General features: G+C 59.8%; 15 protein-coding genes. 5 read left to right on the forward strand and 10 right to left on the reverse strand.

The genetic code is table 11. From position 1 onward, the window contains the following. Nucleotides 1-270 precede the first annotated feature (270 nt). Entirely contained in the window at nucleotides 271-543 is a 273-nt protein-coding gene (locus tag AB4N64_RS25315; RefSeq protein ID WP_460119596.1) for a transcriptional regulator, read from the forward strand. A 56-nt stretch (nucleotides 544-599) separates the two neighbouring features. Here the strand turns inward: AB4N64_RS25315 and AB4N64_RS25320 are convergent, their stop codons facing one another. The 3 genes from AB4N64_RS25320 to AB4N64_RS25330 are packed head-to-tail and all read right to left on the reverse strand — an operon-like array spanning nucleotide 600 to nucleotide 2,368. Further along, complete coding sequence (locus tag AB4N64_RS25320; protein WP_460119597.1) at nucleotides 600-1,271, reverse strand: GNAT family N-acetyltransferase; 672 nt, start codon at nucleotides 1,269-1,271, stop codon at nucleotides 600-602. 17 nt (nucleotides 1,272-1,288) lie between these two features. Beyond that, on the reverse strand, nucleotides 1,289-1,735 hold the full coding sequence (locus tag AB4N64_RS25325) for an N-acetyltransferase family protein (RefSeq protein WP_460119599.1): 447 nt from the start codon (nucleotides 1,733-1,735) through the stop codon (nucleotides 1,289-1,291). 9 nt (nucleotides 1,736-1,744) lie between these two features. After that, nucleotides 1,745-2,368 (reverse strand): FMN-binding negative transcriptional regulator, encoded by a 624-nt coding sequence (locus tag AB4N64_RS25330; RefSeq protein ID WP_460119600.1) that lies wholly within the window; start codon nucleotides 2,366-2,368, stop codon nucleotides 1,745-1,747. Nucleotides 2,369-2,458: 90 nt separating this feature from the next. Between AB4N64_RS25330 and pdxR the strand changes: the two genes are divergently transcribed. After that, a complete protein-coding gene (gene pdxR / locus AB4N64_RS25335) occupies nucleotides 2,459-3,994 on the forward strand; it encodes a MocR-like pyridoxine biosynthesis transcription factor PdxR (RefSeq protein ID WP_460119602.1) in 1,536 nt (511 codons plus the stop codon). A 139-nt stretch (nucleotides 3,995-4,133) separates the two neighbouring features. Here pdxR and AB4N64_RS25340 read toward each other — a convergent pair whose 3' ends face one another. The 6 genes from AB4N64_RS25340 to aspA form a co-directional block, all read right to left on the reverse strand. Beyond that, a complete protein-coding gene (locus AB4N64_RS25340) occupies nucleotides 4,134-8,678 on the reverse strand; it encodes a dermonecrotic toxin domain-containing protein (RefSeq protein WP_460119604.1) in 4,545 nt (1,514 codons plus the stop codon). Between the two features lie 141 nt (nucleotides 8,679-8,819). Next, nucleotides 8,820-9,848: a histone deacetylase family protein gene (locus tag AB4N64_RS25345; protein WP_460119606.1), complete on the reverse strand. Its 1,029-nt coding sequence runs from the start codon at nucleotides 9,846-9,848 to the stop codon at nucleotides 8,820-8,822. A 144-nt stretch (nucleotides 9,849-9,992) separates the two neighbouring features. Continuing rightward, nucleotides 9,993-10,985, reverse strand: a complete 993-nt coding sequence (locus AB4N64_RS25350; RefSeq protein ID WP_460119608.1) for an AraC family transcriptional regulator — start codon at nucleotides 10,983-10,985, stop codon at nucleotides 9,993-9,995. A gap of 178 nt (nucleotides 10,986-11,163) precedes the next feature. Next, nucleotides 11,164-12,168, reverse strand: coding sequence for an asparaginase (locus AB4N64_RS25355; RefSeq protein ID WP_460119610.1), 1,005 nt, complete (start codon nucleotides 12,166-12,168; stop codon nucleotides 11,164-11,166). Between the two features lie 78 nt (nucleotides 12,169-12,246). Beyond that, on the reverse strand, nucleotides 12,247-13,695 hold the full coding sequence (locus tag AB4N64_RS25360) for an alanine/glycine:cation symporter family protein (protein ID WP_460119612.1): 1,449 nt from the start codon (nucleotides 13,693-13,695) through the stop codon (nucleotides 12,247-12,249). A 443-nt stretch (nucleotides 13,696-14,138) separates the two neighbouring features. Continuing rightward, a complete protein-coding gene (aspA, locus tag AB4N64_RS25365; RefSeq protein ID WP_460119614.1) occupies nucleotides 14,139-15,563 on the reverse strand; it encodes an aspartate ammonia-lyase in 1,425 nt (474 codons plus the stop codon). A 180-nt stretch (nucleotides 15,564-15,743) separates the two neighbouring features. On the opposite strand from aspA, the gene AB4N64_RS25370 reads away from it, so the two are divergent. Further along, a complete protein-coding gene (locus AB4N64_RS25370; RefSeq protein WP_460119615.1) occupies nucleotides 15,744-16,649 on the forward strand; it encodes a LysR substrate-binding domain-containing protein in 906 nt (301 codons plus the stop codon). Between the two features lie 49 nt (nucleotides 16,650-16,698). On the opposite strand, the gene AB4N64_RS25375 is transcribed toward AB4N64_RS25370, so the two are convergent. Further along, nucleotides 16,699-17,277, reverse strand: a complete 579-nt coding sequence (locus AB4N64_RS25375; protein ID WP_460119617.1) for a hypothetical protein — start codon at nucleotides 17,275-17,277, stop codon at nucleotides 16,699-16,701. A gap of 394 nt (nucleotides 17,278-17,671) precedes the next feature. On the opposite strand from AB4N64_RS25375, the gene purE reads away from it, so the two are divergent. Further along, nucleotides 17,672-18,163 carry a 5-(carboxyamino)imidazole ribonucleotide mutase gene (gene purE, locus AB4N64_RS25380; protein ID WP_095194600.1) on the forward strand — a complete coding sequence of 164 codons (492 nt, stop codon included), beginning with the start codon at nucleotides 17,672-17,674 and terminating at the stop codon, nucleotides 18,161-18,163. An 11-nt stretch (nucleotides 18,164-18,174) separates the two neighbouring features. Beyond that, nucleotides 18,175-19,257 carry a 5-(carboxyamino)imidazole ribonucleotide synthase gene (locus AB4N64_RS25385; RefSeq protein WP_460119618.1) on the forward strand — a complete coding sequence of 361 codons (1,083 nt, stop codon included), beginning with the start codon at nucleotides 18,175-18,177 and terminating at the stop codon, nucleotides 19,255-19,257. Nucleotides 19,258-19,361 lie beyond the last annotated feature (104 nt).

Here is a 19,361-nt window from a genome sequence, read left to right on the forward strand (position 1 = left end):
GCCGAGAGGTTCAGGTCCAGGCCGGCATCGACCATCAACGTGTCCCGATCCACAGGCGCACTGTAGACGCTGTACTCATTGCTGGTTTAAGCCTACAGAGGATTCTTCGACTGAGGTGTGTGTGCATTGTTTTGCAGATTTGCGGGGTAAAAGTGTTGAAGATCTGCATTTTATTGCGTTTATTACGACTGTTACGTCAATGCATATGCATTATGTTGCGTGTGTAGCCCTGAAAAACCTGGAGCAACGTTTGAAAGAGTGGCATCTGAAATGAGCATGACCGTCGCTGAACGTGCAGTGCTCTTGGACAGCATTCAGGAAGCGTTGAATCAGGGCACGCTTGAAATCGGCGAAGCCGTCCGGCGATTGCGGGTCGAGGTCACAGGCATGCACCAGGTTCAGTTCGCGAAAATGTGCAGGATATCGGTGCGCACACTGGTACACATTGAGCATGGGGAAGGGAACCAGACACTCAAATCGCTGAATGCCGTGTTCCGTCCCTTTGGCATGAAGATGGGGGTGGTGCGCATCCGCAGGGATTGAACCGAGAGCGCCTTCGCATACTTGGGCTCGGAGGCCTCTGTGCAGACGTCGGTGACTTATCCCCGGCACTCCGCCAGCGTCTTCACTTGCCCGGCCCCCAACTGATTCTCATCACTCAACCAGCGCTCGAAACCCGCTGCGACTGCCGGCCACTCCGAGTCGATGATCGAGTACCACGCTGTATCGCGGTTCTGTCCCTTGACTACCATGTGCTGGCGGAACACGCCTTCAAAACTGAAGCCCAGGCGTTCTGCCGCGTATTTGGAGCGGGCATTGCCGTTGTTGCATTTCCACTCCAGGCGACGGTAGCCCAAGGCGAATGATTCTTTGGCCAGCAGGTAAACCGCCTCGGTGCTTTTCGGCGAGCGCTGCATCGGCGCGCCGAAGGTCACGTGTCCAATTTCGATACGGCCCTGGGACGGTACGATCGACATCAGGCTGAGGATGCCTTGCACTTCACCGCTGGCACGGTCGACCACGCTGAAGAAATACGGGTCGCTGCTGGCGGCGTGGTTGTTCAGCCAGTCATTGAAGGCGCTGCGCTCCGGGAACGGGCCGTAAGGCAGGTAGTCCCACAGTTTCGGGTCGGCGCCGGGACCATGCAAAGCGTTGAACAGCTCGTCGCCGTGTCGCGCCGGGTCGAGTCTTTCCAGGCGAATGAAGCGCCCTTCGAGGGTTTGCACGGTGGGGGCCGGGGCGCCTTTCCAATCGGCGAGTGAAGTCGACATCGTGTTCTCCTTGAACCTTAAATGGCTTTGCGAAACTGGATGAAACCCGGGCGTTCGGCGATGCGCTCGTAGAGCTGGATCGCGGTGGCATTGGTTTCGTGGGTCAGCCAGTGGACTTTGCTGCAACCATCGGCCTTGGCCGTGGCATAGACGAATTCGATCAACTGGCGGCCGACACCGGTGCCACGGGTTTCAGGCACCACCAGCAAGTCTTGCAGATAGCAGGAGTTTTCGATGGCCCAGTTGGAGCGATGGTAGATGAAATGCACCATGCCCACCGCTTTGCCATCCGCCCAGGCCAGCGCGGCGTGGGTCGGTTCGCTCGGGTCGAGGATGCGCTGCCAGGTGCTCTGGCTGACCGCCTCCGGTAACTCGGTTTTGTAAAAGCGCAGGTAGGCCTGCCACAACGGCAGCCACGCGGCGTGATCGTCAGCGCTGACCTGACGGATTTCTATCTGGCTCATGGGTGTTCCTTATGTCATCAAGTGGGCGAGGGCGCGGTCCTGGGCATCCGGGCTGGCGGCAAGCCCTTCGCGCACGCCGGCAACGTCTGCGCTGCTGCGGTTCTGGCCGAGCTTGCGTTTGCCCTCCAGGCGTTGGATCGGCAAGGCAAAACCGACGATGGCCTTGAGCATGCCGTCGATGTAGTCGGCGGGGGCATCGGTGACCTTCCACGGCTGTGGGCGGCCGGTTTCGTGGCGATCGGTCAATGCACTGACCAGGTCATGCAGGCGTCCGGTGTCGGTGAATACGTCGGCAGTGCCATAGGCGTGCACCGCGATGTAGTTCCAGGTCGGTACAGCCTTTCCGTGTTCGGCCTTGCTCGGATAGAACCCGGGGCTCACGTAGGCGTCGGGACCAGCGAAGATCACCAGCGCCTCGGCGCCGTCCTGCAGGTCCTTCCACTGTGGATTGGCGCGGGCAAAGTGACCGTAGAGAGTGCCGTTGGCGCCCTCGTCCGGACGCAGCAACAGTGGCAAGTGACTGGCCTGCAAGCCCTGCGCACCGTGGGTCACGAGCACGGCCAAGCGGGTATCCCGCATTTGCTGCTGTATCTGCTGCAAATCGTCGATGGCAAAACTACGTGGCGTGTACATGGATATTTTCCTTGGCGATTGCTTGCATCCTAGGCAGGCTATTGGTCTGTTGTAAGAGCCATTTAAGACCCATTTAATAGGTCCATTACCATGACGGACGTGCCGCTTTCGCTTTCATTCAACCCGGCGGGCATAGAACTCGATCGACGCCAGGGGCTGAGTCGTCAGCTCTATCAAGCGTTGCGCGCACGGGTGCTCGACGGGCGATTGGTCAGCGGCACCCGGTTGCCAGCCAGTCGGGATCTGGCTGGCGCGTTGGCGATTTCGCGCAACAGCGTGGTCAGGGCCTACGATCAGCTCTACGCCGAGGGCTTCATTGAAGGGCGAGTGGGCGACGGCACGTACGTGGCTCAACTGCCGCAGACAAAAAAACTATCCACAAAAGTATCCACAGGCTTTTCAACAGGCTTACCCACAGGGTTATCCACAAATTTGCTGGATTTACCTGTGGTTCCATCCAGTAAAGTTATCCACAGTGGCGCGATGGAGAGGGTCGAAAATAACCATTTGGCCTTGCCGCCGAGCGGTCCTCCCCGAGCATTTCGGGTGGGTGTTCCGGCATTCGATCTGTTCCCTTTCGAGGTGTGGGCCAAGCTGAACGCGGCTTTCTGGCGCAAACCGGATTTGCACCAGTTGTGTTATGGCGACCCGGCAGGTGATGAGCGCTTGCGAGGGCTCATTGCCGCGTACCTGCGCAGTTCCCGAGGTATGCAGTGCACGGCTGAGCAAATTGTGATCACCAGTGGGGCGCAGCAAGGGATTAGCCTTTGTGCACAGCTGCTGGTGGAGTCGGGCGATGGGGTGGCTATCGAAAATCCGGGGTATCGCGCAGCGGGTCATGCCTTCGCCGTGGCCGGAGCGCGCCTGCAAGGTGTGGCGGTGGACAGCGAGGGTATCGACTGCAATGAGTTGGCGACCTACAGCAATTGCCGGCTGGCGTATGTCACCCCTTCGCACCAGTACCCGAGCGGTGTCGTCATGAGCCTGGCACGGCGTCTTGAATTGCTGGCCTGGGCCGAGCGGAATCAGGGTTGGATCGTCGAAGACGACTACGACGGCGAGTACCGTTACACCGGCGCGCCATTGGCGCCGCTGGCCGCCCTCGATCGGCAGGGGCGGGTGCTGTATGTCGGCACCTTCGGCAAAGTCGCCTTTCCGGCCTTGCGCCTGGGCTACCTGGTTTTACCTCCGGGGCTGGTGGACGCGTTTTCGCGGCGGCGTGCGGTGGATGTCCGGCACTCCGAAGTGAGCACCCAGGCGGTCATGGCTGAATTCATGGCGGCCGGGCACTTTCAGCGCCACATCCGCCGGATGCGCCGCGCAGCCTTGAGCCGGCGCAACACACTCATGGCGGATTGGCCCCAGGGCATTTCAGGTGTCGGCCAACTGCCGAGTGTAGCGGCCGGGCTTCACTTGACGGTGGCAGTGGACTCAAAGGCCCGAGAGCAGGAACTGGTCGAGAAGGCCGCACGTGTCGATGTCGAGATCAACCCGCTGAGCAGCTACTGGCTGCCCGACTCACAAACGCCGCTGGACCTGCGTGCCGGGCTGGTGCTTGGCTTTGCAGCGGTGCCGGAGGCGGATATCCGGGCGGCGCTGACGCGGTTGAAAAAAGCCTGGCGCTGACCCCATTCCCAACCCTGCAGGAGCGAGCATGCTCGCGATGGAATCACAGGCACCGTTGGCATCCAGGCAGCCCGCGTTATCGTTGACCTCCATCGCGACGGTTCGACGCCTCGACATGCTCGCTCCTACAGGGGATGGGTCAGTTTTTTGAGGGCAGGAACAGCGCCTTGGCCAATTGCGGACTGATTTCGCTGCGATAGATTTCGATCAGTTCGTTGTTGGACGGTGCGGTTTTCATTTCGAACCCACTGCCCAATTTGCGTTGAGAAACGGTTTTCAGATGGGCTGCCGTGTAGCCATCAATCGGCGTGTCTGGCTTGGGGTAATGAAAGTGCGCATACCAGAGCACCCCCTTGCTGTCGCCTGCTACGCGCTCGCGGATTTCGTACTCCTCGAGAAAATCCTTTCGTTGCCCCTTTAGCCGGGTTCGCCCAGGAATCCGAACAATGTCCACCAGGCCCTGATCCTGCAGCCATTGAACCCGGGCGGCGGTGGGTGGTTGTTTTTTGATCATATTGATTCGGCACTGACGCCCCTTTTCGTACAGGCTGGCGGCGCCGTCATTGAGCTGCTTGACCAGGTTGACGGCTGACACCTGGCCGCCGTCCGTGGCGTTCAGGTCGGTCAGGGCGTTTTCGATGGCGTCGGCCGCTTCTGTCATTCGGCGGGCCTGTTGACTGAACATGTCCTCGATTTCCACCGGAATGCGCCCTGCCTGGTTGGCGTGCGATTCGGTTCGACGGCTGAAGGACGCCATCTGGTCGAACAGCATCTGACCCTTCTGAATACTGGGGTCGAGGTTGGGGCGTGCCGTCGACGGCGTTTGCGCAGGCACATGTTCAAGCCAGTTGCCCGGGGTTTTCTCGTGAAAGGTCGCGATCACCTGGCCGGTCAGGGGTGATTTCACGTCAAACAGATCAGCTTCCTCGCCCGCCACTCGCTGGCGTGGGGTGCCGACCACCGTACCCTTGAAGCGCGTCTTGATGATGCGGCTATGCGGTGGTGCGGGCCGGGACGGTCCAGGTGTCGGTTCGAGCAGCCTGCGTTCAATCAGCAGGTGGGCCAATTGCTGCGTGGTGGGTTCGTTGAACGCCTTGACCCGTTCGCGCATGAGGTCAAGGGGAGCGTCCAGGAGTTCATCGGGAAACTCGGGTCCCAGATCGGCAATGCGCTGATCGAGGTTGGAAAATTGCTCCACCAGGTCATTGAAACCGTCGATTCGCTCCAGCAATGGCAGAGTCTCGCCTTCAGCGGTGAGGTCCAGGGACGACTGGATTGTCAGGCAGACGTCTTCGACAACTCTCTCCATGGCTTGTCGCGCCGACGCCGAGTCACCCGGTGCGGCATCGTTGAGGCACAGCTCTTGAGCAATGCTGATCTGGAACATTTTCAGATCCTGCATTTTGAACCCTGGCATGTGCATTGAGTAATCACGGGCGATTTCGCTGGCGTCCTTGCCCAGTCGAGTCATTTCATCAATTCGGGCCTGGGCGAACTCGATTCTGTCGATAAAGCCCTGCGTCATGTCACTGGTGAGTTGATGGATCTGGCGAGGCGTCCGATCGCTTTCGAATGTTTCGTGGTCGAGCAGTGCAAGGGACTGGCGCATGGCTTCCCTGAAGCTGTTGTGTTGCAGGGCGAACCATTTTTGCGTCAGCGATAATTGTTGATCCAGACAACTGACCAGCACCGGTCGATAGTTCTGCAGTGGCTCAAGTGCGTTGAAGTCCTTGACCTGTTGGATGTAGGCGCCGTACTCCACCACCTGCGCATCCAGCGTTTCGCCCAGCGCCTGGCGACTGGATTTGGAGAAGGCTTTTTCAGCTTTTTGCAGTTGCACTTCCAGCTCACGTTTTCGAATGTCGAACGCTTCCAGTTTCTGCCTCAAGTCTGTCTTGCGCTGCTCGTTCTGGCGCATGAGCATCTGGCGACGACCACCGCCACGCAATCGAAGACGCATGTCGACAAACCACTCCCCCTTGGCTGAATGAATCAATAACGGACCTTTGGCCGCCGGTGTCTTGCGCGAGTCGATGATCTGCACGTCTTCGTTGTCGTTGAGCGCGACTTCGAACCAACGCTGACCGACTTTGGCGTACCACTGATGGTTGAGCCCCCTCAGATACTGGTAGGCACCGGGGTCGAGCGCCGGTGGCTTGAGGTCGGCTGGTTCGGCAATGCTCAGGCCGTCGAGGACTTCACCCAGGCCCTTGGAGGTCAGCGCGCCGAGCGCGTGCAACGAGGATTCGTGGGCGGCGGGGGGTAGGCTGGCTTGCCAATCCGGCAGGCGAATCACGCTCGCCTTGGGTGCAGGCAATGCGGGCGAGGCGGGACGCTCCACGATGGTTTTCTCCAGCACTTTTGCAGAGGATCTCTGCCGGGCGGCGGCCTGATGGGCGAGCACCATGCCGAGGGTCAGTAGCAAATCCGTCATGGCCGACCAGCTCCCCTCGTGGTCGTCGTTCGTCCAGGCGTCGTTGGCTTGTTGCAAGTCGTCCATGATTTGCCAGATCCACGCCGCCGTACTCACTGTGCGACCGAGGAACGGCAGCGCCACGCTGAACATCATCCACGCACCGTGCTTGAGTGTGGTCCAGCGGGCCTCGGCGTTGGACACCGATTGGCGATCCGCCAGTGTGACGATCGCGTCGGCGTTGGCTTTGAATAACGCGGCGACCGGTTCACCCTCCACTGCCGTGGTGCTGAACCTCACATTGGCCATCTTGCCGAGTAACGAGTTGGGCTCCACCAGCAATTGGCCAATGGTCCAGACCGCCGGCAGCTCGCCGGGAAAGACGTATTGCGAGTAGTTGAAACGCACGCCGTCCGGCAGCCAGGCCAGGATGGATTGCCGCAGTATTGTGCTGTGTCTGATCGCATACAGCAGGTTCGCCTCGCCTGGATATTGCAACAGCGGATGCTCAAGCAGCGGTCGGTAGAGCAGGCACGGACCCTTGGTCGCCAAGCGTGGCCCGATGACAAACATGTTCGCGACCGTATCCGCCGAGCTCTCGGCATCGTCGCCAGTGACGAACGCCAACGGCCGAATGATGATTTCCAGCCCGTCGACATAGCGCAGAGCGGGGTCCTCCTGCATGACCGCCAGCAGGTATTGATAACCGCGCTCGTCGAGACCTTCCTCGCCGCGGATCTTGCGTTGCAGCGCTTGCAGCGGCAGCTGGATGCGCAGGTGCCGACTGTACAAGCCTTGCCTGCGTGATGTGTCCTGCGTGTCGGTGAGCAGCTTGCGCTTGATCAGGGCGGGATAGGTCTGGCCAATGTCCACCTGAGTGACCAGTTGCTCCAGATACTCGGCGGTCATCCAGCCTGGCGTCGGGTTGCGGTTTTTGTACTGCACAGCCTTGTTCCCCAGCGGTAGGCCGACCAGATTTTGCAATGCCAGGTCCACCAGCGAGAGCCGCAGGGTCTGGGTCTTCGTCGGTACGACAAAGGTCCCGATCACCACCACGCTGGTGATACTGAATTCGACGTCCTCAAGCTTGAGCGTCGAGGCATCGGGGTGATCCTTGATGATCCGCTCGCGCAGCCGTTGCAGGGTGAATTCGCGCAATGCCGGAATGTCGTCAAGAAAGGTCTTGCCCGCATCCTTTTCTCGCAAGTTGGCAATGTCCATCAAGTGCCGGCTGTAGCGGGTGAGGTCTGCCGGTGAAGCACGTTTCAGCCAGTTGGGCGTCAAGGCTTCGACTTTGCTGAAGTAGGAGGACGGTGGTTGGTCGCCGCTCGTGAAATTCCTGGGATGAGGATTCGAGGGCGATGACGGGTTCACTGGCGAGGACTTGTCAGGGCGGTTAAGGTCGCCAATGGCGTCGACTTCCAGGGCAATGAGTGCGCAGGCCTGATGATGAAAAAAATGGCCGTCGGGCTCATACAGTCGCCACTGGATGTTCTGCTGGGTGGGCAGCCTTTTACCCAATGCGTCCAAAGAGTCGTAACGTTTGAATCCCTCGATGATCGAGTGCGTGATCACGTACGTCCGCCCGCCGAGTGTGCCAACGAGAACGGCCGCATCGAGAATCCACGAGTGCTTATCCGTTGTGCCTGGTTCTGCCACCACGTCAATGTCGATCAGGCACGCCTTGGTCAGGTACTTGTCGGTCATCCGTCGTATTGCCCGATCCGGCTGGCTGAACACCGCACGCGCCATGGCTTTTTCGTCTTCGTTCCAATCCAGGGTCGGGTCGAGGTTCCAGATGCCTTGCAGCGACAGCGAGAGTTGATGCCATCGCGGCGTTGAGGGGCGGATCAGCGTGTTCCAGTAATCGAGCTGTTGTTGCTGAAATGCATTGAACAACAGCGGTGCGAGCGAATTGAGCAGGCCGCCGATGGCATCGATCTTCACGGCCAGTTGAACCATCGGTTCGACACCCGGATGCAGTGTCAGAAAGTGTTCGCCGTCGATGTAATTCACGTACCCCCGCGTGTACCCCAGGCGTATCAGCACATTGGTCAGGGATTCGTAGGTGTTTTTTCCGGGGATCACGTGTCCGGTGGTGATCACCCAGGTCGGACTCACGACCGTGGCGAGCGCCGGATTGATTTCCAAGTGCGGGTACAACGCGGCAAGCGCTGGCCGCAGCACATTGGCGGCGACTTCAGTGATCAAGGGGCCCGTGATCAGTTCGGTCAGTAAATCCAGTTCTTTCTGGAAGGTGGTTTCGGACATGGTTGTCTCCTGATGACCGCTGCAGATGACACAGCTTTGGGGTCGAAGACGTTATCGGGCGGACGCCGCCGGCTGGCGGTAGATAAATATCGTGGGCAAAAAAAGACCCGCAGTGTGCGGGTCTTTGGGGCGGATGACTGATTAGAAACTTTCAAAACCTTCGAGTACGTTCACGGCGTTGATGCCGATTTCCTCGACCGCATAACCGCCTTCCATCACGAACAGCGTGGGCTTGCCGAGACCGGCGATTCGCTTGCCCATCGCCAGGTAATCCGGGCTGTCGAGCTTGAATTGCGAGATCGGATCGTCCTTGAACGTATCGACGCCCAGTGAAACGACGATGATGTCGGCGCCGTAGTTTTCGATCTCTTTGCAGGCCTGTTCCAGCGCAGCGCTCCAGGTGTCCCAACCGCTGCCGGCGGGCAGTGGGTAGTTGAAGTTGAAACCTTCGCCCGCGCCTTCGCCCAACTCATCGTCAAAACCAAGGAAAAACGGAAACTCGGCTTCCGGGTGGCCGTGGATCGAGGTGAACAGGACGTCACTGCGCTCGTAGAAAATCGACTGGGTGCCATTGCCGTGGTGATAGTCGACGTCGAGGATCGCGACTTTCTTGTGGCCCTGATCGAGGAAGGCCTGGGCGGCAATGGCAGCGTTGTTGAGGTAGCAATAGCCACCCATGACATCGCTGGCGGCGTGATGTCCCGGCGGGCGGCACAGGGCGAAGGCGCTGCGGGCGCCGCGCTGGATCTCCGCCTGGGCGGTCAATGCCACTTGCGCGGCGCTATAGGCCGCTTGCCAGGTCCCGGCGGTGATCGGGGCGCCACCGTCGAAGCTGTAATACCCGAGTTCGCCGTGCAGGCTTTTCGGCTTGATCGCGCGCAGGGTGCGCGCTGGCCAGGTGTAGGGCAGCAAGTCGCCGTCGGTATTGAATTCGGTCCAGCGTGCCCAGGCACCCTTGAAGAAGTCGAGGTAGTCGCGAGTGTGTACGCGGGCGATCGGGTCGAGGCCGAAATCCTTGGGCGCTTCGACCGGCCCCAAATTCTGGTTGTTCACCCGTTGCAGGACATGGTCGGCGCGCGAAGGCATTTCGAAACAGGGCTTGAGTTGCCCGTCGATCAATTCGCAACGGCCGTGGTGCAGGTGGTGATCATCGGAGTAGATCGTCAGCATTTGTTGTTCTCCGCAAGCTGATTCGGTTGCTCACAGTCTTGCGGCACCCGCGATTTTGGAGAACGGCAGGAAAGGCCAAAAGGGGATTGATATGGCCAAAACCTATGACCGGAATTCGCCCCTTATTGGCGCGGCAGTGAGTACTCAGGGTCTGAACTGACTCGGTGCTACACCGCTCCAGCGCACGAACGCATGCCGAAAACTCGCCGTCTCGCTGAAACCCAGCGCCTCGGCAATCCGGTAGATCGGCATCTGGTCCTCGCACAGCATCTGCTTGGCCTGTTCGAAACGCAGCTCGTCGAGCAACTCCTGATAACTGCAGCCCATGTCCTTGAGATGCCTGCGCAGGGTTCGCGTGGAGCATTTCATCTGCCCGGCCAGGCCGTCCAGGCCCGGTGCCGCATTGAGTTGAGCGCTGAGCAGTTGGCGAATTCGCCCCAGCCAGGCCTGGCGCCCGGTGAATTCGGTGTTCTGTTTGCGGCAGCGTTCGGCCATGGCCTGGTGGGTGATGACATCGGCCAACGGCAAGGGTTGATCGAGCCAGCGCTTATCAAAGGCGAAAGCGTTGTTCGGGGCGTCGAAACTCAGTGGGCAATCGAAGTGTTCGGCATAGGTTGCCCGATAGTCGGGCCCAGGGTGTTCGAAGCGTGCCGCCAGCAGTGGCAGCGAATGCCCAAGCAGGTCGTCGCAGATGACTTTCAACGACACCATGCAAAACTCCGCGTTGAACACTGCCATGGCCGGGCTTTCGCGGTAATCGCCGGCGACGAACCAGATGCGTTCGCCATCTTCTTCCAGGCCCAGTTCAAAAAGTGTTCCCAACAGCGCCGGATAACGCATCGCCAGACGTAAAGCGTCACCGAAGGTGGCACTGGTGAGGAGCGCATAACCGAGCATGCCGTAGGACGAAACATGCATGCGCCGACCCAGCTCCAGGCCGATGTCGCGTTTGAGCGCCACCGCGTTGGCACACACCTGCATTTCCTGGTTGGTGGTGATGCGCGTGTCCGCCCGGCTCAGGTCTGCGGTGCTGATACCACTGCCGGCCAACAGCGCCTCGCTGGACAAACCGTCGGCCTTGAAGGCGTTGAGCACCAGGGAAACAGCGTTGAGCGTGGTGAGGTGGGAGTGGAGCATGGGAGCTTCCAGCCTGGGGTGTGGCTGGATTACAGCAAGGAATATGCCGTACGCGGTCCCCTGTAGGAGCGAGCACGCTCGCGATGGACGCAAGGGCACCGCGGGATATCTGATATCCCGCGTCATCGTTAACGTCCATCGCGAGCATGCTCGCTCCTACAAAGGGGTGGAGCTCAGCTCAGCTCAGCTCACCGCACAGGTCGAGTTCCATGAGCCGACGTACTTCGGCCACATCGAGCCCGGTCCCCAGCAAACCATGCAACTTGCCGAACGCCGCTTCGCGGGTCATGCCACCACCCGACAACACACCCACACCGCGCAAGCGGCTGCCGGCTTCGTACACATCCAGCTCCACACCCCCTTCATGGCACTGCGTTACGGCAACGACGACCACATCGTTGTCGCGCGCCCGCGACAGCGCGGCGAGAAACTGCGGGTTGTCGCTGGGGCCCGTGCCGCTGCCGTAGCACTCCAGCACCAGGCCCTGGATGCCGCTTTGCAGCACGCCGTCCAGTTGCTCGGCGCCAATGCCCGGAAACAGCGGCAACACCGCAACGTTCGCCAGTTGTTTGGGTTGGTTGTAATTCAGCGCGACCGGCAGCGTCGAGGCTTTCACACCGCCACCCTGACGGTCCAGGCGTTTGAACGGATGCCGGCCAAAACTGCGCACCTTGGCGCATCGGGTCGGGTCCAGCAGTTCGCCGTGGAAGTACAGGTGCACGCCCGGCGCCAGTCCTTGACCTAGGGCAACCAGCGCGCCGCCAAGGTTTTCCCAGGCATCGCTGTCGGTCACGCCGGCAGGCAGCATCGAACCGGTAAAGCACACGCGAGCCTTGATGCCCAGCAGTTGAAAACTCATGGCTGCCGCGCTGTAGGCCAGGGTGTCGGTGCCGTGCAGGATCAGCACGCTGTCACAACCTTGCACGTCCACTGCGTCGACCACCGCCTCACGCAGTTGCTGCCAGTACGTCGGGGACATGTTGGCGCTGTCGATCAGCGGAGACATCTCGCGAAAGCGCCACTGCGGTACGACCCGCTCAGGCTGGCTGTGCAGATACTCGCGCATCCGCGCTTCGAAACCGGATGCCGGGGCCAGGCCGTTGGCGCTGGCCTGCATGCCGATGGTGCCACCCGTGTAAAGCACCATGACGTGCTGAGCGGCGGGGTAGGTCGAGGAATTCATGAAGCGGCTCCGAGAACAATGACGTCCTTTGTAGGAGCGAGCAAGCTCGCTCCCACAGGTGTTTCGAACTTTAACCGATCAGCGTTGCGCTGCGGGTACGCCTTGCGCCTCGGCTTCGGCCTTGCCGGCCGCTGGCGGGTTGGCTGGCCAGGCATTCAGATCCAGGTCCAGGTCCGGGAACTTGCTCGAATCGAACACCGGCGTCTTGATCCCGGCTGCACGCTGGTCGTCGTAGTCACGCAGGATGCGCATGCCGACCTTGAACAGCAGGAACAGCGCGATCAGGTTCACGAACGCCAACAGCGTCATGGTGATGTCGGCGAATGCGAACACCGTGCCGAGGTTTTCGATGGCGCCCCAGAAGATCAGGGCCAACACCATGACGCGGTATCCGATCAACGCCTTGCGGTTTTCACCAATCAAGAAGCGCAGATTGTTCTCGCCCAGGTAGTAGTTGTAGAGAATCGACGTGAACACGAACAGCGCCAGTGCCACCGAGATGAACATCCGACCCCAATCGCCGACGACAGCCGCCAGCGAGTTCTGGGTCAGGGCAATGCCGTCGCCTTCGAAGCCCGGGGTGTAAAAGCCCGAGAGCAGGATCAGCAACGCGGTGCAGGTGCAGATCACGAAGGTGTCGAGGAACACGCTGAAAGCCTGTACCACGCCTTGTGCCACCGGATGCTCCACCGAGGCCACGGCCGCCACGTTTGGCGCACTGCCAAGGCCGGCTTCGTTGGCGAACACGCCGCGCTTCACGCCCATGACGATCGCACTGCCGACCAGACCGCCGAAGGCCTGGTCCAGACCGAATGCGCTCTTGACGATGGTCATCAGCATGGCCGGCACGTGGTCGAATTGCAGCACGATCACGTAGATGGTCACGCCGATGTACACCAGGGTTTTCACCGGCACCAGCAGGTCAGCGACCTTGGCAATACGCTTGATCCCGCCGATGAACACCAGGCCCAGCAACACCGCCAGCGCCAGGCCGGTCCAAGTGGTGTCGAAACCGAACGCATTGTTCAGCGAGTGGGTCACGGCGTGGGATTGCAGGCCGTTGAAGGCAAACCCGAAGGTCACCAGCAACAGGAACGCCATGATCGCGCCCAGCCAGCGCTTTTTCAGGCCGTGCTCAATGTAGTAGGACGGACCGCCACGGAACTGGCCTTCGGAGTCGCAGCGTTTGTACAGCTGGCCGAGGGAGCATTCGAAGAAGCTGCTGGACATGCCGACCAGAGCGGTCACCCACATCCAGAACACGGCACCCGGGCCACCCAGGGTCACGGCAATGCCAACGCCGGCAATGTTGCCCGCACCCACTCGGCCGGCGAGGCTGAGCATCAGGGCCTGGAACGAGCTGAGCTGGCCAGCGCTGCTTTTGAGGCTGTCGCGGAACACCGCGAACATGTGGAAGAAATGACGCAGTTGAACGAAACGCGAGCGGATCGTGAAGTAGCTACCGAGCCCGACAATGAGCACGATCAGTACTTTCCCTGAGAGGAAGTCGTTGATGACTTCGAGCATGGATTATTCCTCGCTGTTTTTATGTGAGCAAATGCTGGTCGGGTGGAAACATCGTGTTACACCGGCTTTTTTGCGGCAGAGCTGGTGGTGCGAAGGTTTCGTTCCGGTTCCAATTCGCGGGTTTGTTGTAAGTAAGGGGTATCGCTTGGGTTGTGATCTCGCTACCGACGACCGCCCCCGCGAAGAGGGGCGGCACTATACCGGTCGCAGTTGTGTCCGTCTGCACGGTTTTGCTTTGGGTGGGAGCGGGCTTGCTCGCGAAAGCGGTGTGTCAGCTCATACATGTGTCACTGACACACCGCCTTCGCGAGCGAGCCCGCTCCCACTGGTGGTGCATTTGCAGCGGATAAAAAAAGGGCCTGGAGAGCGACCTCCAGGCCCTCAAAAGGTGAGAGGTGTCTAGTCCCTCAACCTGGTGAGCGGTGCTACAAGTACGCGTCGGCTCATGCCTTCAAAGGCACCAGACGCGGAGCAATCATGTTTTCCGGACGCAGGATGTCGTCGAGCATGGCGTCGTCGAGCAAGCCTTCCTCGCGCACCAGTTCCAATACGCCGCGGCCGCTTTCAAGTGCGATGCGAGCGATGCGCGTGGCGTTTTCGTAGCCGATGTACGGGTTCAGTGCGGTGACCAGGCCGATCGAGTGTTCGACCAGCTCGCGGCAACGCGCTTCGTTGGCGGTGATGCCGGTGATGCAGTGCTCGCGCAGCATGTCCATGGCGCGTTGCAGCAGGCGGATCGAGTCGAGGATCTTGAAGGCGATCAGCGGCTCCATCACGTTCAGTTGCAGTTGACCACCTTCGGCTGCCATGGTCAGGGCCAGGTCGTTACCGATGACCTGGAAAGCCACTTGGTTCACGGCTTCCGGAATCACCGGGTTGACCTTGCCGGGCATGATCGAGCTGCCAGGTTGACGCGCTGGCAGGTTGATCTCGTTGATGCCGGTGCGCGGACCGCTGGAGAGCAGGCGCAGGTCGTTGCAGATCTTCGACAGCTTGACTGCGGTGCGCTTGAGCATGCCGGAGAACAGCACGAAGGCGCCCATGTCAGAGGTGGCTTCGATCAGGTCGGCTGCCGGTACCAGCGGGTGACCGCTGATGGTGGCCAGGCGCTGAACGGCCAGGGCCTGGTAACGCGGGTCGGCATTGATGCCGGTGCCGATGGCGGTGCCGCCCAGGTTCACTTCGGTCAGCAGTTCTGGCGCCAGCGTCTTCAGGCGTGCCAGGTCTTCACTCAGGGTGGTGGCGAAGGCACGGAATTCCTGGCCGAGGGTCATCGGCACGGCGTCTTGCAGTTGGGTACGGCCCATCTTCAGGACGTGGCTGAACTCTTGACCCTTGGCGGCGAACGACTGGATCAGGCTGTCGAGGCTGGCCAACAGGGTGTCGTGACCCAGCAGCAGACCCAGGCGGATCGCGGTCGGGTAGGCGTCGTTGGTCGACTGCGCCATGTTCACGTCATTGTTGGGGTGCAGGTATTGGTATTCGCCTTTCTGGTGACCCATGGCCTCCAGCGCGATGTTGGCGATGACTTCGTTGGCATTCATGTTGGTCGAAGTGCCAGCGCCGCCTTGAATCATGTCCACCACGAACTCTTCGTGGAAATCGCCGCGGATCAATCGTGCACAGGCTTCGCTGATGGCGGCGTGCTTGGCTTCGCTCAGGTGGCCCAGCTCGCGGTTGGCGTCAGCAGCAGCCTGCTTGACCATGGCCAGGCCGACCACCAGCTTGGGGTAATGCGAAATCGGAACGCCGGAGAGACGGAAGTTATTCACCGCTCGCAGGGTCTGGATGCCGTAATACGCTTGAGCCGGTACTTCGAGTACGCCAAGCAGGTCTTTTTCTGTGCGGAATGATGCAGCGGAGGACATGACGGAAATCATCTCGATATGGACCCGGTCTGTGCCGGAACACTGCAAATGCTAGGCTTGTGGATAATTTAGGGCCAATGCTGTTAAACACTGGCCTATGCATATTCGGCATAATGCTGGTGTGACGCCGTGTTTGCGGCGAGCGTGCGACCCAATTTGGTGCGTGTCCGGGAGGACGTAATGAACCTGGAAAGTAAATGGCTGGAAGACTTCAGTGCCCTGGCCGCTACCCGTAGCTTCTCCCAGGCGGCTGAGCGCCGCTTCGTGACGCAACCGGCGTTCAGCCGGCGTATTCGCAGCCTTGAGGCGGCGCTGGGGTTGCAACTGGTCAACCGTTCGCGCACCCCCATCGAGCTGACGGCGGCGGGTCAATTGTTTCTGGTGACTGCGCGAACGGTGGTCGAGCAACTCGGCGAAGTGCTGCGCCATCTACATCACCTTGAAGGCGGGCAGGGCGAAGTGATGCAAGTCGCCGCCGCACACTCGCTGGCGCTGGGATTCTTCCCGCGCTGGATCGCGCAACTGCGTAACGAAGGGCTCAACATCGCGACGCGACTGGTCGCCACCAACGTCGGCGACGCGGTGCATGCGTTGCGAGAAGGGGGTTGCGACCTGATGCTGGCGTTCTATGACCCGGATGCGGCGATGCAAATGGACCCGGAAATCTTCCCTTCGCTGCACTTGGGTCAGACCGAGATGCTGCCGGTTTGCGCGGCGGATGCAGACGGCAAGCCACTGTACGACCTGGAAGGCGAGGGCAGCGTGCCGCTGCTGGCTTATAGCGCCGGTGCGTTTCTGGGGCGCTCGGTGAACCTGCTGTTGCGCCAGCGCGCCTTGCGGTTCACGACCGTCTACGAAACTGCCATGGCCGACAGCCTCAAAAGCATGGCGCTCGAAGGCCTGGGCATCGCCTGGGTGCCGCAGTTGAGTGTGCGAGCGGAATTGGCACGCGGCGAACTGGTGATCTGCGGCGGCCCGCAATGGCATGTGCCCCTGGAGATTCGTCTGTATCGCTGTGCGTTGGTGCGCAAGGCCAATGTGCGCTTGTTGTGGCGCAAACTTGAAGGGGCGGCGACCCCCAGTTAGTCGTGCTTCAGGTTCAGCATCAGGTTACGCGGATATTACCGCTTAATCCTTAATCCATGGACGCCAGGTAGTGTTTAATGGCGTTTCGATTAGCCGGGCTGTATTTGTAACAATTGCTCCGTAAGAGATGGGGGTTTGGAGTCATGTAAGTTTCACACCACCAGCCATCATAGTTGACTTCATAGTCATCATGTTTTGCGCCCAGCAAATGACCTATCTCATGAGCGGGATACAAATTGCTGCCAGCCGATGCAATCGCAAACCGACCGCCATTTTTGCGCAAATCCACCAAAGCGGCGCCCGAGACGTTTTCATTGATAGGGTGTGCGGTGAACAATAGCACCAGGCTTGTTTGAGTGATTATGAAGCCTTCTTTGCTGCGAAACTCCAGCCACTGGAGACCCAGTTTTTCCCAGCGTTGCAATATTTCCGTTTCATTGCTTCCCTTGTAGTCAAACTTGTTGTGGGGAGAGCCTGTGCCATAGAAAATGTTAACCTTCCGATCGGTGAAACTTTCTAACTCTTTCTGTAGATGGCTAAAGTAACTCGCTGCCATCTGTTGTTTTATTGATGGGTTTATATCGTCATGGATGACGACGAATATATCGATGGGGTTTTTGTTTGCCATGTTTTTATTTATGTCTAGTTCAGTTGTTTATGGGGGTTGTTGTTGCGAGGGCTAAGTTAAACTTCACGCAAGGATATGGCGAGAAGTTGTATATTTCTCACTATTGCCGATCTGGCATGCATCATTTTGCTTAGTTGATACTTTTCAGAAGTTGATCAGCGAGCGCTTGTGTGTTTCTTGAGAGTCAGACTGCTGACTTTCGAGTCAATAATCGGCCCTTTCATGGCAGATGACAGATGGTCGAAACAGGGGCTGTTTATCTTCGGTATTGCGGTATACTGCGCGGCCTTTGGCCGGCTCGTTCGGCTATTTTTCGTACAATTCAAGCCACGCATTTTGCGTGGCTTGTTGTTTTTGACGCGCCTGCGGGCGCCCAGAGAGAAGAGGCACGACGATGAGTGCATTGGTTGGCGTGATCATGGGCTCCAAGTCCGATTGGTCCACCCTTAGCCACACCGCCGATATGCTGGAAAAGCTCGGCATTCCCTACGAGGTGAAAGTGGTTTCTGCTCACCGCACCCCGGACCTGCTGTTCCAGTACGCCGAAGAGGCTGAGGCGCGTGGCATCGAGGTGATCATCGCCGGTGCCGGTGGCGCAGCGCACCTGCCAGGCATGTGTGCGGCCAAGACTCACCTGCCGGTGCTGGGTGTGCCGGTGCAGTCCGCCATGCTCTCGGGCGTCGACTCGCTGCTGTCCATCGTACAAATGCCGGCGGGCATCCCAGTGGCGACCCTGGCCATCGGCAAGGCAGGTGCGATCAACGCCGCGCTGCTGTCGGCAAGTATCCTGGGCGCCAAGCACCCGCAGTTCCACAAGGTTTTGAAAACCTTCCGTGCCGAACAGACAGACAGCGTGCTGGAAAATCCAGACCCACGTATCGCCTGAGGTTGTTGACGATGAAGATCGGTGTAATCGGTGGCGGCCAGTTGGGTCGCATGTTGGCGCTGGCGGGCACTCCGCTGGGCATGAACTTCGCTTTCCTGGACCCCGCACCGGATGCTTGTGCAGCCGCGTTGGGTGAACACCTGCGGGCCGATTACGGCGATCAGGACCACCTGCGCCAGCTCGCCGATGAAGTCGATCTGGTGACGTTCGAATTCGAGAGCGTACCGGCTGAAACCGTGGCGTTCCTCTCGCAATTCGTCCCGGTCTATCCGAGCGCCGAAGCCTTGCGCATTGCTCGTGATCGCTGGTTCGAGAAGAGCATGTTCAAGGACCTGGGGATCCCCACCCCGGCGTTCGCCGACATCCAGTCGCAAGCCGACCTGGACGCCGCCGTGGCGACCATCGGCCTGCCGGCCGTGCTCAAAACGCGCACCCTGGGTTACGACGGCAAGGGTCAGAAAGTCTTGCGCACACCTGAAGACGTGGTCGGTACCTTTGCTGAACTGGGCAGCGTCGCCTGCCTGCTGGAAGGCTTCGTGCCGTTCACCGGCGAAGTGTCGCTGATTGCCGTGCGGGCTCGCGATGGTGAGACCAGGTTCTACCCACTGGTGCACAACACTCACGACAGCGGCATCCTCAAGCTGTCGGTCGCCAGCACCGATCACCCGTTGCAGGCCCTGGCAGAAGATTATTCCAGCCGCGTGCTCAAGCAGCTGGATTACGTCGGCGTAATGGCCTTCGAATTCTTTGAAGTCGACGGCGGCTTGAAAGCCAACGAAATCGCGCCGCGTGTACACAATTCTGGGCACTGGACCACCGAAGGCGCGCAATGCAGCCAGTTCGAAAACCATCTGCGGGCCGTCGCCGGCCTGCCGTTGGGTTCGACGGCCAAGGTGGGCGAGAGCGCAATGCTCAATTTCATCGGCAAAGTACCTGAGGCGGACAAGGTCCTGGCCATCGCCGATTGCCATCTGCATCACTACGGCAAGGCCTTCAAGGCCGGGCGCAAAGTCGGCCACGCCAACCTGCGGTGTGCCGATCGCGAGACGCTGGCCGCGCAGATCCTCAAGGTTGAAGCGCTGATCGCCGAGTAAATCCAGTTTCACGTGGCAACGGCGGAACCATTGCGGGCCCGCCGTTCTCTCATGGCAGGATGCCAAAGTCTGACTAGGCTTCTATCTACCAAACCAGAGGGAAG

The organism is Pseudomonas sp. S2_C03 (genome assembly GCF_054668405.1).